Genomic DNA, 14,812 nt, shown 5'->3' with positions numbered 1-14,812 from the left:
GCGGCCCCCCAAATCAATGTCGGATGACGGGCACACCGAGCCTAGGCGAGGTGCCGAGTGGTGGGGCAAAAGCCCTTTGCTTACTTTGGGGCTTTTCCAAAGTGAGCCGCCGTAAGGGCGGAACCCTAAGTGGCCATGACCGCAGCAACGGATATGTACACAAACCTAAAAATCACTAAAGAGATGTGTAGCTGGCTTGCCTGCAATGGGGCCCTGAAAACCAACCAATCACCCGCGCCGGGCAGCACGCTCGCGCAGATACTCCACCACCGCGCCCTGCTCCCCGGAAAACTCGATCCGGGCGCCCTTCTTCTCACGCTGGAACGCGTACATCGGGTCGTAGTATTCACGCAGCCCGACAATCCACCCGCGATGCAAATCCACGTTCCCCGAGCGGGCCTGCTCGGCCAGGGCGTCCTGCATCAGCCCGTGCAAGCGCTGGTAGCGCTCCCCACCCAGACGCTTGTGGATATTGGCCAGGCTCTGCACCAGGCGCTCGGCGAACAGGCTGAAGCCCGCTTCGCCAAACTCGGCGTTGAACTGCGCGCACAGGTCGATCACATAGTCGCGCAAGACCCGCTCGACGCGGTTTTCCAGGCTCTCTTCCAGCCACACCATCGGGTACACCTGCATGCCCCGGTGCAGGTTCAGCGGCAAAGCGCAGCTACCGATCATGCGGCTTTCGTCCTCAAGCACAAACTGCTCGATGCCCCGCGCGCGCTTTTTCAGTACGTCCACCGCCAGGCGGTTTTCAAAGTCGATATTCGACGGCTGGCCCGTGGCCCGCTTGCCAAAGCTGGAGCCCCGGTGGTTGGCGTAGCCTTCCAGGTCCAGGCCATTGCGCAGTTGCTGGAGCACTTCGGTCTTGCCGCTGCCGGTCAGGCCACCCAGCAGGACGAAATCGCACTGTTCCACAGCCTGGTCCACGGTCTCCAGCAAGAAGGTACGCATAGCCTTGTAGCCACCGCCGACCCGGGGATAGTCGATCCCCGCTTCGTCCTTGAGCACCTTCTGCACCAAGTGCGAGCGCAAGCCGCCACGGAAGCAATACAGGTAACCGTCAGGGTTGGCCTGGGCAAACGCGGTCCAGCGCGCCAGTCGCTCCTGCAGCGTTGCGCCGCTGACCAGTTGGTGCCCCAGCACAATCGCGGCCTGCTGCCCTTGCTGCTTATAGCAAGTGCCCACCCGCTGGCGCTCGTCATCGTTCATCAACGGCAGGTTGACCACGCAGGGGAACGCACCCTTGACGAATTCGACCGGCGCACGGGTATCCATCATCGGCCGGTCGTTAAGAAAGATATCGCGGTAATCGGTGATGTCGATGGGCATCAAGACACCTCTACCGCGTGGCTCTGTCGCTCGACCAACTGGCCAATGGGCGCAAGGTTCAGCCCCAGTTCGGCCGCTGCCGCGAGAAACTCGGCTTCGCCCTCAGGCGTGACCGCCACCAGCAGCCCGCCACTGGTTTGCGGGTCGCACAGCACGCGCTTGTGCAACTCATTGATACGGCCCAGTTGGCGCGAGTAACTGTCGAAGTTGCGCAACGTACCGCCAGGCACACAGCCCTGGTCCAGGTAGTATTCGACCCCTGGCAGGCGTGGGACTTTTTCGTATTCGATAAGCGCGGTCAAACCGCTGCCGTCAGCCATTTCCACGAGGTGCCCGAGCAGGCCGAAACCGGTCACGTCGGTCATGGCGCTGACCCCGGCCAGCTTGCCAAAGCGGCTGCCGGGCTTGTTGAGGGTGCACATCCAGTCCCGCGCCAGGCCGATATCGGCTTCCCGCAGCTTGCCCTTCTTCTCGGCGGTGGTAAGGATGCCGATGCCCAGGGGTTTGGTCAGGTACAAGCGGCAACCGGCGGTGGCGGTGTCGTTGCGCTTCATATGACGCTTGTGCACCAGCCCGGTGACGGCCAGGCCGAAGATCGGCTCCGGGGCGTCGATGGAGTGCCCACCGGCCAGGGGAATGCCCGCCGCGTCGCACACCGCACGGCCACCGCGAATCACTTCCCGGGCGATTTCCGGGGCCAGCACATTGACCGGCCAGCCGAGAATCGCGATGGCCATCAACGGATCGCCGCCCATGGCGTAGATATCGCTGATGGCGTTGGTGGCAGCAATGCGCCCGAAATCGAAGGGATCGTCGACGATCGGCATGAAAAAGTCCGTGGTGGACACCACCCCGCGCTCGTCATCGATGGCGTACACCGCCGCGTCGTCCCGCGAGGCATTACCCACCCAGAGCTTGGGGTCGAGGTTCTGCGCACCGCTACCGGCGAGGATCACCTCCAGCACCTGTGGCGAAATCTTGCAGCCGCAACCGGCACCGTGGCTGTACTGGGTCAGGCGAATCGGCTCGTTCATGGTGGACCTCAAACTATCAAGTGCGGGGATTCTAACAGACAGCAAAAGGCCGGCTGGGCTCTTGTGAGCGCAGCCGGCCTTTGGGGTTCAGCGGTTACTGGCGGGCAGCGAGCAAACGCTTGTGGCGATTACGCCGGGCAATGTTCAGGCACTCGATGGCAGCCGAGAAAGCCATGGCCGCGTACACGTAGCCTTTCGGCACATGGGCACCGAAGCCTTCGGCGATCAAGGTCATGCCGATCATGATCAAGAAGCCCAGGGCCAGCATGACCACGGTCGGGTTGTCGTTGATGAACTTGGCCAGGGGTTCAGCCGCCACCAGCATCACGATTACCGAAGTCACCACAGCAATGATCATGATCGGCAAGTGCTCGGTCATACCGACGGCGGTGATGATGCTGTCGATAGAGAACACCAGGTCGAGCAACAGGATCTGCCCGATGGCCGCGGCAAAGCCGATAGCCACTGTGTTGCCGACGCTGGCCTTCTCTTCGGGCTCCGGGTCCATGCTGTGGTGGATCTCGGTGGTTGCCTTCCATACCAGGAACAGGCCGCCGGCGATCAGGATCATGTCCTTCCACGAAAACGCCTGGCCGAAGACTTCGAATACCGGCGAGGTCAATTGCACAATAAACGCGATGGTGCTCAACAGGCCCAGGCGCAGTATCAGCGCCATGCTGATGCCGATGCGCCGTGCCTTGGCCCGGTGCTGCTCCGGCAATTTATTGGTGAGGATCGAGATGAAGATCAGGTTGTCGATCCCCAGCACGATTTCCATGACGATCAATGTCGCCAGGGCCACCCAGGCGGTAGGGCTCGCGGCCAGTTGTACAAGATAATCCATAGGTCAGTCCTGACTCGGTATACGGGGAATTAAGCTTCTTTGGAACTTGGCTCAGGCTCGGAGTCCTGATCCTGCTCGTCGTCCTTGGGGGCGATCAAGCCCTGGGTCGCTTCGCTCAACGCCTGTTCGGCGGCTTTATGGGTGTCGTCAATGGCCTGCTTGGCCGCTTCGCTGGCTTTGCCCAGCACCTGCTGCGTGCTTTTCTCGACCTGGTCGCAACCACTGAGCACCACTAATGAAAGCGCAAGCAACGACGCCGCGCCCAGGGAATTGAGTTTCATGATGTATTCCTCGTTAGAACCGTTGGGCCCAAGCATTGGGCCCGCGATAGCGAGGCATTCTAAGGAAGCGAACACTTCAGGAAAATTCGTATTTTTTTCGCTTATACTTCGATTTATACGAAGTAACACTCTGCAACCGAGGCACCTGATGCTCAACTACCGACAACTGCATTACTTCTGGGTGGTCGCCAAGACCGGCAGCATCGTGCGTGCCTGCGAGCAACTGAACCTCACGCCGCAGACCATCAGCGGGCAAATCAGCCTGCTGGAGCAGACATTTGGTATCGCACTGTTTCAACGAGTCGGCCGCCAGTTGGAGCTGACCGAGGCCGGGCGCCAGGCCCTGCCCTATGCCGAGCAGATGTTCCAGACCGGCAATGAATTGGAAGCGATGTTGCGCGCCCAGCCCAATGAACAACAGATTGTGTTTCGTGTCGGCGTGGCGGACGTGGTGCCCAAGTCCATCGTCTACCGCCTGATTGCGCCGACCATGGAGCTGAGCGAGCCGCTGCGCATCACCTGCCGCGAAGACAAACTCGAGCGGCTGTTGGCCGACCTGGCGATCCAGCGCCTGGACCTGGTGATCTCCGACAGCCCGATGCCGACGCACCTGGATATCAAGGGCTACAGCCAGAAGCTGGGGGAATGTGGCATCAGCTTCTTCGCCACCCAGGCGTTGGCGGACCTGCACGGCGGCGATTTCCCACAATGCCTGCACGGTGCGCCGCTGTTGATTCCTGGTGCAGAAACCGTGGTGCGCAGCCGTTTGCAGCGCTGGTTCGCCGAGCAGCAGATCCGTCCGAAGATTATCGGCGAATTCGACGACAGCGCCTTGATGCAGGCGTTCGGCCAATCCGGCAGCGGGATTTTTATCGCCCCCAGCGTGATTGCCGAGGAAGTGCTACGCCAATACGGCGTGGCATTGATTGGCCAGACAGACGCGGTCACCGAGTCGTTCTATGCCATCTCGGTGGAGCGCAAGGTCAAGCACCCCGGCATCGTGGCGATTACCGAAGGTGCTCGCCGCGAGCTGTTTACCGCGCTTTAGGCGCAGGCGACCCGGGTCTTGGCGGTCATCAGCCACAGGGCCAGGAGAATCGACAGCAGGATAAACCCCGACGCGGCAAACCCCAGGCTGCCCAGGCCCATGGTGTCGATCACCCGCCCACCGACCATCGCGCCCAGGCCAATGCCCAGGTTGGCCCCGGCAATGTTCAAGGACGCAGCAAATGCCGGCGCATGGGGTGCGGCCTTCATCAACCGCACATGGCTGACCAAAAACAGCGCCGCCTGGGTCACGCCCCAGATCGCCATGGCCGCCGCCAGGCCGAGGGTGGAGTGGATCGCCGGTACCAGCGCTACCATGCCGGCGATCATAAAGCCGCAGAACACCATGGAAGCGATCAGCGGATGCTTGTCGACCATGCGCCCGCCCAGGGAGTTACCGATCAGGCCGACGGCGCCAAAGCCCATCAGGCACCAGCCCACCAGGGTGCCATCGAAGCCGGCCAGGCGCTCCAGAATATCGGCCAGGTAGGTGTAAGCGGTGAACATGCCGCTGAAGACCAGGATCGACAGCAACACATGGCCCTGCATCAACGGGCTGCGCAGGATCTTGAACTGCGAACGCAGGGTCACCGCGTCCTTTTTCACGGTGGTGGCCGGCAGGTAGATCAACAGCAGCAATGCCTTGAGCATCGCCACCCCGGCGAGGATGCCAAAGGCGCTGCGCCAGCCGAATGCATCGGAGATCAGGGTGCCCACCGGGATGCCGAAGACGGTAGCGCAGACAATCCCGAAACCGATCTTGGCAATCGCCCGGCCAGCGTAGTCCGGCCCGACGATGTCCACTGCCGTTTCACTGGCCAGGGCCCAAAACACCGGCAGCCCCAGAGCGGGAATCAGGCGGGCCACGGCCATCACCCAGATATTCGGCGCCAGGGCCGCCAGGGTATTGGCCGCGCCAAACATCAATAGAATGCTGATAAACAGACGCTTGCGCTCGAAACGCGCGAAATACGCGGTCAGAAACGGCCCGAACGCGGCCACGGTAAAGGCAAACAAAGTCACCAGCAGACCGGCCTGGGACACGCTCACATCCAGGTCGCGAGCGATGGAGGGTAATAGCCCGACAATCACAAATTCGGTGGTCAACACGGTAAAACCGGCTGCGGACAGCAGCAGGATGGGCAACAACATGCACAACTCCAGAAACGGCGACGCCAGCGTTAGCCTTGAGGCCCGCTGACAGAGATATAAGAAGAGGATGGCGAATCTTAACAGAATGTGACCGTGCCACACACGGCCTTGGCGACTGAATGCCGCAGTAAACTGGATATTTCCTACAGCATGTTAGACTTCGCGCCCCGCATAGCGCTGTACACATTAAAAAAACTAGAGACACTCTTATGACTGCTGCTCCCTCACTCTTTCAACGACTTATGCGCCTCAGCCTGGTCACCCAGATTGTCATCGGCCTGACCGCTGGCATCTTGCTGGCCCTGCTGTCGCCCAGTGCGGCCCTGTCCACCGCGTTTATCGGCAAGGTATTTGTCTCGGCGCTCAAGGCCGTGGCGCCAATCCTGGTGTTTGTGCTGGTGATGGCCTCGATTGCCAACCACAAGCATGGCCAGGAAACCCATATCCGGCCGATTCTGTTCCTGTACCTGCTGGGCACCTTTTCGGCGGCGGTGGTCGCGGTCATTGCCAGCACCCTCTTCCCCTCGAACCTGGTGCTCAGCACCCATGACGTGGCCGTCAGCGCCCCCGGCGGGATTGGCGAGGTGATGCAGGGCCTGTTGCTCAGCGTGGTGGACAACCCTATCAGCGCCCTGATGAACGCCAATTTCATCGGGATCCTGGCCTGGGCCATCGGCATGGGCATCGCGATCCGTCATGCCGGGGAAACCACCCGTACCGTGCTGGCCGACCTGTCCAACGGCGTCACGCTGATCGTGCGCGTGGTGATTCGCTTCGCCCCCCTGGGTATTTTCGGCCTGGTGGCCTCGACCCTGGCCGCTTCCGGCTTCGATGCCTTGCTAGGTTATGCGCACCTGTTGCTGGTGCTGATCGGCTGCATGCTGTTCGTGGCACTGGTGGTCAACCCAGCCATCGTGTTCTGGAAACTGCGCCGCAACCCGTACCCGCTGGTGCTGTTGTGCCTGCGTGAAAGTGGGATCACCGCCTTCTTCACCCGCAGTTCGGCGGCCAATATCCCGGTCAACCTGGCGTTGAGTGAGCGCCTGGGCCTGCATGAAGACACCTATTCGGTGTCGATCCCGTTGGGTGCGACCATCAATATGGCCGGCGCCGCGATCACCATTACCGTGCTGACCCTGGCGGCCGTGCACACCTTGGGCATCGCCGTCGACCTGCCGACCGCCGTGCTGCTCAGCGTGGTTGCAGCGATCTGTGCCTGTGGCGCGTCGGGTGTGGCCGGGGGTTCGCTGTTGCTGATTCCACTGGCGTGCAGCCTGTTCGGCATTCCGAGTGAAATCGCCATGCAAGTGGTGGCCGTAGGCTTCATTATCGGGGTGTTGCAGGATTCGGCGGAAACCGCGCTGAACTCGTCTACCGACGTGTTGTTCACCGCTGCGGCGTGCCTGGGCCAGGAAGACAAGAACCCGGCCTGACACAACCCGGCAAGCAAGTGGGCGCTGGTTTGGGTGGAAGCTGGCTTGCCTGCGATGCAAGCAACTCGGTCTATCAGTGATACCGAGGTGATGCTATCGCAGCGATGCGGCGATCCGACAAGCCAGCTCCCACACAAGCCAGCGCCCACATTTGTTTTGCGGTGTGACTCGGGGCTTAGAATGCGCCCATGTAGTCACGCTTGCCCACTTCCACACCGTTATGACGCAGCAAGGCGTAGGCGGTGGTGACGTGGAAGAAGAACTGCGGCAGGCCGTAGGTCAGCAAGTAGGACTGGCCGCTGAAGCGCTTCTCTTTAGGCGTGCCCGGACGGGTGACGATCTCGATACCTTCCTTGCCGTCGATCTGTGCCGGGATGATGGTGTCGATAAAGGCCAGGACCTTGGCGATCAGCGCTTGCAGGTCAGCGAAGGTAACTTCGGTATCTTCGTATTTCGGCACTTCGATCTCAGCCAGGCGCGCGGAAACGCCCTTGGCAAAATCCACGGCGATCTGTACCTGACGGACCAGCGGGAACATGTCCGGGAACAGACGCGCCTGCAGCAAGGCGTTAGGGTCGATGTTCTTGGCGGTGGCGTGGGCCTCGGCCTTGTTCAGCACATCGCTCAGGGCGTTGAGCATTTGCTTGAAGACCGGAAGTGAAGCGGCGTACAGGGAAATAGTCATGACAGTCTCGACAGTGGTGACAGGGTTTGAACAGCGGCGATTATAGACATGAGCGCTGCTTGTCTTTTATTTTTTCGGGATTAGGCTAGTGGGCTCACTGCATAGGGAAAGCGCGATGACCGCCGAGCACGACACCACCTCTTCCGAGCCGCGCCTGAACAGCACGGAAATCCGCGTTTTGGGCTGCCTGATCGAGAAACAGGCCACTAATCCGGAAACCTACCCGCTGACCCTCAATGCCCTGGTCCTGGCCTGCAACCAGAAAACCAGCCGGGAACCGGTGATGAACCTCAGCCAGGGCCAGGTTGGCCAGAGCCTGCGCGCCCTGGAGGGCCGTGGTTTTACCAAGCTGGTGATGGGCAGTCGCGCCGACCGCTGGGAACACCGCGTGGACAAGGCCCTGGAACTGGTGCCGGCACAGGTGATCCTTACCGGCCTGCTGTTCCTGCGCGGGCCGCAGACGGTCAACGAACTGCTGACCCGCAGCGGGCGCATGCATGATTTTGAAGATGCCGAGCAGGTGGTGCATCAACTGGAACGCCTGATCGCCCGTGACCTGGCGGTGCTAGTACCCAAGCAGGCCGGCCAGCGCGAAGACCGCTACACCCACTCCCTGGGCGATCCCGCGGATATCGAGGCGATCCTGGCCGCCCGCGGTAGCCCGGTGGAGCGCAGCAGTGCCAGTGGGGTTTCCGTGGAGCGCATCGAGGAGCTGGAGGCGCGGATTGCGGCGCTGGAAGAGCGCCTGTCACGCCTCGAATAAACGTCCCCCCTTATGGGAGCGGGCTTGTGTGGGAGCGGGCTTGCTCGCGAAAGCAGTGGGTCAGTCAACATCAATGTTTGCTGGGCCGACGTCTTCGCGAGCAAGCCCGCTCCCACATGGGCCGGCGGTGTTTACTGCCGGGCGAAATCCACCGCCTTCTGGAACTGTTCGTCCGTCGGCCGGATGCCGGTGTACAGCACGAACTGCTCCAGGGCCTGGATCGCGATCACTTCCAGGCCGGTAATCACCCGCTTGCCCTGGGCCCTGCCCCGCACGATCAACGGCGTTTCGGCGGGGATGGCCACCACATCGAACACGGTGTCTGCCGCATCAATCGCGTCGGCCGCAAACGCCAGGTCCTGCGCCTGGGCGCCGCCAGTCATGCCGATCGGCGTCACGTTGACCAGCATCTGCGGGCGCGCTTCACCCAAGGTCGCCTGCCACTGATAGCCCAGGTTCTGCGCCAGGGCCCGGCCCGCCGTTTCATTGCGCGCAACGATCACGCCATTGGCATAGCCACCATCCCGCAAGGCACTGGCCACGGCCTTGGCCATGCCGCCGCTGCCGTGCAGGGCGAAGGTCGAGTCCTTGGGCACCGCGTGTTTTTGCAGCAGTTGCTCGATGGCGATGTAGTCGGTGTTGTAGGCCTTGAGGTGCCCGGCGGTGTTGACGATGGTGTTGATCGAGGCGATCGCGCGGGCCGATTCGTCGAGCTCATCGACCAGCTCGATGCAGGCTTCCTTGAACGGCATCGACACCCCACACCCACGAATCCCCAAGGCACGGATCCCGGCCACGGCGCCGTTCAAGTCCTGACTGCTGAACGCCTTGTAGTAGAAGTTCAGCCCCAGCTGCTCATACAAATGGTTATGAAATCGCAGGCCGAAATTGCCCGGACGGGCCGACAGCGACATGCACAACTGGGTATCCTTGTTGGGGTTCATCAGCATCGGTAACGCCTCTTCGAAGTAAGCAAATCGGTACAGACCTTACACAACCTTTACCTAGTGGCCGTGCTGTTTTCCTGAAATACGTTGTCTTAAAAGTATCCCCGCGACAATCCTTGAGTCTATTGATTGCAGACCACAAGCGCAGGGGCCAACCGAGGAAAGACCATGATTCGTAAAATCCCCAGGATCGCTTTGCTGATCGGTGCACTTGCTGTAGCCGGCCAAGCCTCCGCCCATGGTGGCGGTTGGGGTGGCCCGGCCGTATTGGGTGCGGTTGTCGGCGCAGCCGTAGTGGGCTCTGTGATCGCCAGCCATGATCGACCGGTGTATGTGCAGCAGCAACCGGTGTATTACCAGCCCCAGCCGGTGTATGCCGCCCCGCCACCGGTCTATTATCAGCCGGCGCCAGTGTACGTGCAGCAGCCGGTGTATTACCGCCCGGCGCCCGTGTATTACGGGCCACCACGTGGCTACTACGGCCCGCCCCGTGGCTATTACGGGCGTGGCTGGTAAACCCATCAGCAAAAGCCCCGCACACCCGGCGGGGCTTTTTTATGGGTGGCCAGGTCTGAGTAAATCTCGCCAGGGTCGTTATGGGGACAACCCTGGCTGTTAATTCCGACATTATTAGGGGCAACGTGCACTTGCCCAATGGGGGGCCGCGCTGTCATGTTTGTGTCACACGGCACTCTCACTATCAAAACTGTCCCCTATAACAGGCCATAACAACAAGGACGCCCCAGCATGCCCACACAAAATCCGCACCGTACCGCCGGCCTCTGCACCTCGAGCAAGGTCTATAGCGCCTTGACCGAGCTCAAGCACCTGGAAGGCCATCGCAGCGCCAAGTTTCTTTCGCTGCTGGCAGAAAACCTGGTCCACAAGGGCCTGCTCAATGAACAGGAAGTGCTGCACATGCTGGACCAGGTGGTTGACTGAGCCCCTGCCGGTGCAGCCTCGATGACAGTGATGTTGACTATCGAGCAGGGTGATTTTCCCTCGCCGCCGGGCCACCGTAAGGTGACCTCCATCAGCAATGGAGGTAGATATGCCCACTATCCAGATCATGTCCGTCGTCGGCAGTGCCGTCCCTGTCCCCCTTCGCGAGCTGGGTTTGCTCGCCTGCTGGTACCTGGTACGCGACGGTGAAGCCATCAGTGGCCCCCTGACGTCGCTGCCCGATGCCCAGGCCCTGTCACGCAAGATGGCCCATTGTTTCTCGGCTTAGGGCAATGGCAGGCGTACCCGAGGTTTGGTTTCGACAAACAGCCCCCAGCTGGAAATAAACAGCGCGGCAATCAACGGCCCGATTACAAAACCATTGAGGCCGAAGACCGACAGGCCGCCCAGGGTTGAGATCAGGATCAGGTAATCCGGCATCTTGGTGTCCTTGCCCACCAGGATCGGGCGCAGCACGTTGTCCACCAGGCCGATCACAAACACCCCGAACAAGGCCAGCACCACCCCTTGCCAGATTGAACCGCTGAGCAGGAAGTACGCGGCTACCGGCCCCCACACAATCCCGGCACCCACCGCCGGCAGCAATGACAGAAACGCCATCAGCACCGCCCAGAGCAACGCACTGGGAATATCCAGAAACCAGAAGATCAGGCCACCCAGCGCCCCCTGGGTCACCGCCACCAGCACATTGCCCTTGACGGTCGCCCGCACCACGCGGTTGAACTTCAGTTGCAGGCGACGCTTCTGTGGCTCGGCCAGCGGCACCGCCGTGCGCACTTTGCGCACCAGTTCGGGGCCGTCGCGCAGCAGGAAGAACAGCAGGTAGAGCATGATGAAAAAGCTCACCAGGAAATCAAAGGTGCCCTGACCAAAGCTGAATGCCTGGCTGGCAAAGAACTGGCTGCCCTGCATCGCGCCCTTGACGATTTTCTCGCGCAGGCCTTCCAGGTTGCCCATGCCGAAGCGATCTAGCAGGTTCTGGAAGTACGGCGGCAGGAAGTTCTTGAATTGCTCGATGTAGCCCGCCACATCCAATTTGCCGCTTTCGACGTTCTTGTACAGCGTCGCCCCCTCCTGCACCAGCAAGGCGCTGGTGATGATCACCGGCAAGATCGCGATCACCAGGCACACCATCAGGGTACACAGCGACGTGAGGTTGCGGTTCCAGCCAAACTTGAGCTGCAGGCGCCGCTGCATAGGCGCAAAGATGATCCCGAGGATGACCGCCCAGAACACCGCGCCGTAGAACGGCAACAGGATCCAGAAAAACGCGAGGGTCACCAGGACCAGCAGCAATAGCAGGGTTTTGAATTGCAGATTCGTTTGGTTCATGTCCGATCCGTGCCAGAAAAACGTCGGGCGCCCAGCGCGCCCTGTTGCTTAGTCCACCGCGCATCCGGCGAGTGCCATCTTTATTTCTACAGCGTAGACCCAGATCAATAACCGCCAGGCCCGGCTCGGCTACCCTGCCGCCCTTTTGCGATCTGAATCCCATGCTCCCTGTCCTCGCTCCCGAATTACTCGCCCCTGCCGGCACCCTGAAAAACATGCGCTACGCCTTTGCCTACGGCGCCGATGCGGTCTACGCCGGCCAGCCGCGCTACAGCTTGCGGGTGCGTAATAACGAGTTCGATCACGCCAACCTGGCCCTGGGCATCGCCGAGGCGCAGGTCCAGGGCAAGCGCTTTTATGTAGTGGTCAATATCGCGCCGCACAATGCCAAGCTGAAAACCTTCCTCAAGGACCTGGAACCGGTGATCGCCATGGGCCCGGACGCACTGATCATGTCCGATCCGGGCTTGATCATGCTGGTGCGCCGGCACTTCCCGCAGATGCCGATCCATCTGTCGGTGCAGGCCAACACGGTGAACTGGGCCAGTGTCGAGTTCTGGCAGCAGCAAGGCATCTGCCGGATCATCCTGTCGCGGGAGCTGTCCCTGGAAGAAATCGCCGAAATCCGCCAGCACGTGCCGGCCATGGAGCTGGAAGTGTTTGTGCATGGCGCGCTGTGCATGGCCTACTCCGGGCGCTGCCTGTTGTCCGGCTACATGAACAAGCGCGATGCCAACCAGGGCACCTGCACCAACGCCTGCCGCTGGAAATACCAGGCCACACCCGCGACCGAAAACACCGTGGGCGATATCGTCCAGCAGTATCAGCCCGAGCCGACCCTGGGCCTTGGCGCGCCCACCGACCAGGTGTTCCTGCTGCAGGAGGCCAACCGCCCGGATGAGCAGATGCCGGCCTTCGAGGACGAACACGGCACCTACATCATGAACGCCAAGGACCTGCGGGCGGTGCAGCATGTCGAGCGCCTGACGCAGATGGGCGTGCATTCGTTGAAAATCGAAGGCCGCACCAAGTCCCACTTTTATGTGGCGCGCACCACTCAGGTGTACCGCCAGGCCATTGATGATGCGGTGGCCGGTCGTGCGTTCGACCGGGGCTTGATGACCAACCTTGAGTCCCTGGCCCAGCGTGGCTACACCGAAGGTTTCCTGCGCCGCCACGTACATGACGAATACCAGAACTACCAGAACGGCAGCTCCGTCTCGGAACAACAGCAGTTTGTCGGGGAATTGACCGGCGAACGGCGCGGGGAACTGGCCGAGGTCAAGGTGAAGAACCGCTTTGCCGTGGGCAATCACCTGGAATTGATGACCCCGGCGGGGAACTTCCATTTTGACCTGGGGGTGATGCATAACGCCAAGGGTGAGGCGATTGAGGTGGCGCCGGGGGATGGGCACACGGTGTATGTGCCGGTGCCGTTGGACATGGATATCGGGTTTGGGTTGTTGATGCGGGATGTGTAGCGGCTGTTAGGGCCCCATCGCAGGCAAGCCAGCTCCCACATTTGACTGCATTCACAGTTCAACATGTGGGAGCTGGCTTGCCTGCGATGAGGCCAGAACCAGCACCGCAATTGCCAGATCAGATCCTGAACTGCCCCACCAGCTCCCACATTTGACTGCATTCACAGTTCAACATGTGGGAGCTGGCTTGCCTGCGATGAGGCCAGATCAAGCACCGCAATTGCCAGATCAGATCCCTAACTACCCCAGCAACTGCCATATTTTGACCATGTTCACCGATCAAGTGTGGGAGCTGGCATGCCTGCGATGGAGCCAGATCAAGCACCGCAATTGCCAGATCAGATCCCTAACTACCCCAGCAACTCCCACATTTTGACCATGTCCACCGATCAAGTGTGGGAGCTGGCCTGCCTGCGATGAGGCCAGAACCAGCACCGCCATTGCCAGATCAGATCCCTAACTACCCCAGCAACCGCCACATTTTGACCATGTTCACCGATCAAGTGTGGGAGCTGGCTTGCCTGCGATGAGGCCAGATCAAGCACCGCAATTGCCAGATCAGATCCCGAACTACCCCAGCAACCGCCACATTTTGACCATGTTCACCGATCAAGTGTGGGAGCTGGCTTGCCTGCGATGAGGCCAGAACCAGCACCGCAATTGCCAGATCAGATCCTGAACTGCCCCACCAACTGCCCCAACCGCTGCCCCAGTTCCGCCAGGCTGCGGGAGGTCTGTGCGCCCTGCTGGGTCTCGTCCGCCACGCTGTCCACCGCCACGGCAATCTGATGCACGCTGCGGTTGATCTCTTCGGCCACGACGGTTTGCTCTTCTGCAGCACTGGCGATCTGCGCGTTCATCGTGTTGATGGTCCCGATCAGTTGCGCCATGGTATCGAGGGACGCCCCGGCTTCGTTGGCCTGGGCCGAGGTGCCGTCGCCGGCATCGCTGGAGCGGCGCATGGACTCCACGGCCGCCTCGGTGCCCTTTTGCAGGCGGTCGATCATGCCCTGGATTTCCTGGGTACTTTGCTGGGTGCGGCTGGCCAGTGCGCGGACTTCATCGGCCACCACCGCAAAGCCACGCCCGGCTTCACCGGCACGGGCGGCTTCAATGGCGGCGTTGAGGGCCAGCAGGTTGGTCTGCTCGGCAATCGAGCGGATCACCCCAAGCACGCTGACAATCGACGACACGTCCTGTTGCAGGCTATCCAGGGACACGCCACTGCTGCGGATGTCATTCACCAACGCATGAATCTGCGCGATGCTGCCATCCACCACGCGCTTGGCGGCCTGGCCTTCGGCGTCGGTCTGCTGCGCCGCCACGGCCGCGCCCTGGGCACTTCGGGCCACTTCATGGGCGGCAGACGACATTTCATTGATCGCCGTCGCCACCTGGTCGGTTTCCTGACGTTGGCGTTCCATGGCCTGCTCCGAACGATGGGCCTGCTCGGACACCTGGCTGACCAGCCCGGTCAGTTGCGAGGTCATGTCAGTGATCTGGCGTACCAGGCCGTGGATC

The 14,812-nt window shown here is 61.2% G+C and carries 16 protein-coding genes; 7 read left to right on the top strand and 9 right to left on the bottom strand.

Annotated elements, in window-relative coordinates; genetic code table 11:
• Positions 1-228 precede the first annotated feature (228 nt).
• The 4 genes from mnmH to PSFL_RS06615 all read right to left on the bottom strand — a co-directional run bounded on the left by mnmH (position 229) and on the right by PSFL_RS06615 (position 3,488).
• Positions 229-1,329 (bottom strand): tRNA 2-selenouridine(34) synthase MnmH, encoded by a 1,101-nt coding sequence (gene mnmH, locus PSFL_RS06630; RefSeq protein WP_397469831.1) that lies wholly within the window; start codon positions 1,327-1,329, stop codon positions 229-231.
• On the bottom strand, positions 1,329-2,363 hold the full coding sequence (gene selD / locus PSFL_RS06625; RefSeq protein WP_057439455.1) for a selenide, water dikinase SelD: 1,035 nt from the start codon (positions 2,361-2,363) through the stop codon (positions 1,329-1,331). Before selD ends, mnmH begins: the two co-directional genes overlap by 1 nt.
• A gap of 94 nt (positions 2,364-2,457) precedes the next feature.
• Positions 2,458-3,207, bottom strand: a complete 750-nt coding sequence (locus PSFL_RS06620) for a TerC family protein (protein WP_057439456.1) — start codon at positions 3,205-3,207, stop codon at positions 2,458-2,460.
• 29 nt (positions 3,208-3,236) lie between these two features.
• Positions 3,237-3,488, bottom strand: coding sequence for a hypothetical protein (locus PSFL_RS06615; RefSeq protein ID WP_200660030.1), 252 nt, complete (start codon positions 3,486-3,488; stop codon positions 3,237-3,239).
• 148 nt (positions 3,489-3,636) lie between these two features.
• Here PSFL_RS06615 and nhaR point away from each other — a divergent pair, with 148 nt between their 5' ends.
• Positions 3,637-4,536, top strand: a complete 900-nt coding sequence (gene nhaR, locus PSFL_RS06610; protein WP_115128544.1) for a transcriptional activator NhaR — start codon at positions 3,637-3,639, stop codon at positions 4,534-4,536.
• Here nhaR and PSFL_RS06605 read toward each other — a convergent pair.
• Positions 4,533-5,687 carry an MFS transporter gene (locus tag PSFL_RS06605; protein ID WP_057439459.1) on the bottom strand — a complete coding sequence of 385 codons (1,155 nt, stop codon included), beginning with the start codon at positions 5,685-5,687 and terminating at the stop codon, positions 4,533-4,535. The genes nhaR and PSFL_RS06605 overlap by 4 nt on opposite strands.
• 209 nt (positions 5,688-5,896) lie before the next feature.
• Between PSFL_RS06605 and sstT the strand changes: the two genes are divergently transcribed.
• Complete coding sequence (sstT, locus tag PSFL_RS06600) at positions 5,897-7,120, top strand: serine/threonine transporter SstT (RefSeq protein ID WP_397469830.1); 1,224 nt, start codon at positions 5,897-5,899, stop codon at positions 7,118-7,120.
• Positions 7,121-7,295: 175 nt separating this feature from the next.
• Here the strand turns inward: sstT and PSFL_RS06595 are convergent, their stop codons facing one another.
• Positions 7,296-7,805: a DUF1993 family protein gene (locus PSFL_RS06595; protein WP_397469829.1), complete on the bottom strand. Its 510-nt coding sequence runs from the start codon at positions 7,803-7,805 to the stop codon at positions 7,296-7,298.
• A 115-nt stretch (positions 7,806-7,920) separates the two neighbouring features.
• Between PSFL_RS06595 and PSFL_RS06590 the strand changes: the two genes are divergently transcribed.
• On the top strand, positions 7,921-8,568 hold the full coding sequence (locus PSFL_RS06590) for a YceH family protein (protein ID WP_057439461.1): 648 nt from the start codon (positions 7,921-7,923) through the stop codon (positions 8,566-8,568).
• 131 nt (positions 8,569-8,699) lie between these two features.
• Here the strand turns inward: PSFL_RS06590 and PSFL_RS06585 are convergent, their stop codons facing one another.
• On the bottom strand, positions 8,700-9,518 hold the full coding sequence (locus tag PSFL_RS06585; RefSeq protein ID WP_273866682.1) for a shikimate 5-dehydrogenase: 819 nt from the start codon (positions 9,516-9,518) through the stop codon (positions 8,700-8,702).
• Positions 9,519-9,683: 165 nt separating this feature from the next.
• Between PSFL_RS06585 and PSFL_RS06580 the strand changes: the two genes are divergently transcribed.
• The 3 genes from PSFL_RS06580 (at position 9,684) to PSFL_RS06570 (ending at position 10,746) form a co-directional block, all read left to right on the top strand.
• Positions 9,684-10,031 carry a hypothetical protein gene (locus PSFL_RS06580; RefSeq protein WP_169994850.1) on the top strand — a complete coding sequence of 116 codons (348 nt, stop codon included), beginning with the start codon at positions 9,684-9,686 and terminating at the stop codon, positions 10,029-10,031.
• Between the two features lie 231 nt (positions 10,032-10,262).
• A complete protein-coding gene (locus tag PSFL_RS06575; protein ID WP_029296627.1) occupies positions 10,263-10,457 on the top strand; it encodes a hypothetical protein in 195 nt (64 codons plus the stop codon).
• 109 nt (positions 10,458-10,566) lie between these two features.
• Positions 10,567-10,746, top strand: a complete 180-nt coding sequence (locus PSFL_RS06570; RefSeq protein ID WP_057439464.1) for a hypothetical protein — start codon at positions 10,567-10,569, stop codon at positions 10,744-10,746.
• On the opposite strand, the gene PSFL_RS06565 is transcribed toward PSFL_RS06570, so the two are convergent.
• On the bottom strand, positions 10,743-11,810 hold the full coding sequence (locus PSFL_RS06565) for an AI-2E family transporter (RefSeq protein ID WP_115128547.1): 1,068 nt from the start codon (positions 11,808-11,810) through the stop codon (positions 10,743-10,745). The genes PSFL_RS06570 and PSFL_RS06565 overlap by 4 nt on opposite strands.
• A 161-nt stretch (positions 11,811-11,971) precedes the next feature.
• Between PSFL_RS06565 and yegQ the strand changes: the two genes are divergently transcribed.
• Positions 11,972-13,291, top strand: a complete 1,320-nt coding sequence (gene yegQ, locus PSFL_RS06560; protein ID WP_397469828.1) for a tRNA 5-hydroxyuridine modification protein YegQ — start codon at positions 11,972-11,974, stop codon at positions 13,289-13,291.
• 668 nt (positions 13,292-13,959) lie between these two features.
• Here the strand turns inward: yegQ and PSFL_RS06555 are convergent.
• Entirely contained in the window at positions 13,960-14,715 is a 756-nt protein-coding gene (locus PSFL_RS06555) for a methyl-accepting chemotaxis protein (protein ID WP_397469840.1), read from the bottom strand.
• Between the last annotated feature and the right edge of the window lie 97 nt (positions 14,716-14,812).

It is taken from the genome of Pseudomonas sp. DD1, from assembly GCF_044510355.1.
GTDB lineage: Bacteria > Pseudomonadota > Gammaproteobacteria > Pseudomonadales > Pseudomonadaceae > Aquipseudomonas > Aquipseudomonas shahriarae.
The sequence above is the reverse complement of the archived record's forward strand: the minus strand, read 5'-3'. Positions and strand labels throughout refer to the sequence as shown.

What these genes read in the sequence shown, in the direction of transcription:
- PSFL_RS06605 (WP_057439459.1), bottom strand. Translation starts at nt 5,687, where the DNA reads ATGTTGTTGCCCATCCTGCTGCTGTCCGCAGCCGGTTTTACCGTGTTG.
- mnmH (WP_397469831.1), bottom strand. Translation starts at nt 1,329, where the DNA reads ATGCCCATCGACATCACCGATTACCGCGATATCTTTCTTAACGACCGG.
- yegQ (WP_397469828.1), top strand. Translation starts at nt 11,972, where the DNA reads ATGCTCCCTGTCCTCGCTCCCGAATTACTCGCCCCTGCCGGCACCCTG.
- PSFL_RS06565 (WP_115128547.1), bottom strand. Translation starts at nt 11,810, where the DNA reads ATGAACCAAACGAATCTGCAATTCAAAACCCTGCTATTGCTGCTGGTC.
- sstT (WP_397469830.1), top strand. Translation starts at nt 5,897, where the DNA reads ATGACTGCTGCTCCCTCACTCTTTCAACGACTTATGCGCCTCAGCCTG.
- PSFL_RS06620 (WP_057439456.1), bottom strand. Translation starts at nt 3,207, where the DNA reads ATGGATTATCTTGTACAACTGGCCGCGAGCCCTACCGCCTGGGTGGCC.
- PSFL_RS06595 (WP_397469829.1), bottom strand. Translation starts at nt 7,805, where the DNA reads ATGACTATTTCCCTGTACGCCGCTTCACTTCCGGTCTTCAAGCAAATG.
- nhaR (WP_115128544.1), top strand. Translation starts at nt 3,637, where the DNA reads ATGCTCAACTACCGACAACTGCATTACTTCTGGGTGGTCGCCAAGACC.
- PSFL_RS06570 (WP_057439464.1), top strand. Translation starts at nt 10,567, where the DNA reads ATGCCCACTATCCAGATCATGTCCGTCGTCGGCAGTGCCGTCCCTGTC.
- selD (WP_057439455.1), bottom strand. Translation starts at nt 2,363, where the DNA reads ATGAACGAGCCGATTCGCCTGACCCAGTACAGCCACGGTGCCGGTTGC.
- PSFL_RS06615 (WP_200660030.1), bottom strand. Translation starts at nt 3,488, where the DNA reads ATGAAACTCAATTCCCTGGGCGCGGCGTCGTTGCTTGCGCTTTCATTA.
- PSFL_RS06555 (WP_397469840.1), bottom strand. Translation starts at nt 14,715, where the DNA reads ATGGAACGCCAACGTCAGGAAACCGACCAGGTGGCGACGGCGATCAAT.
- PSFL_RS06580 (WP_169994850.1), top strand. Translation starts at nt 9,684, where the DNA reads ATGATTCGTAAAATCCCCAGGATCGCTTTGCTGATCGGTGCACTTGCT.
- PSFL_RS06590 (WP_057439461.1), top strand. Translation starts at nt 7,921, where the DNA reads ATGACCGCCGAGCACGACACCACCTCTTCCGAGCCGCGCCTGAACAGC.
- PSFL_RS06585 (WP_273866682.1), bottom strand. Translation starts at nt 9,518, where the DNA reads ATGCTGATGAACCCCAACAAGGATACCCAGTTGTGCATGTCGCTGTCG.
- PSFL_RS06575 (WP_029296627.1), top strand. Translation starts at nt 10,263, where the DNA reads ATGCCCACACAAAATCCGCACCGTACCGCCGGCCTCTGCACCTCGAGC.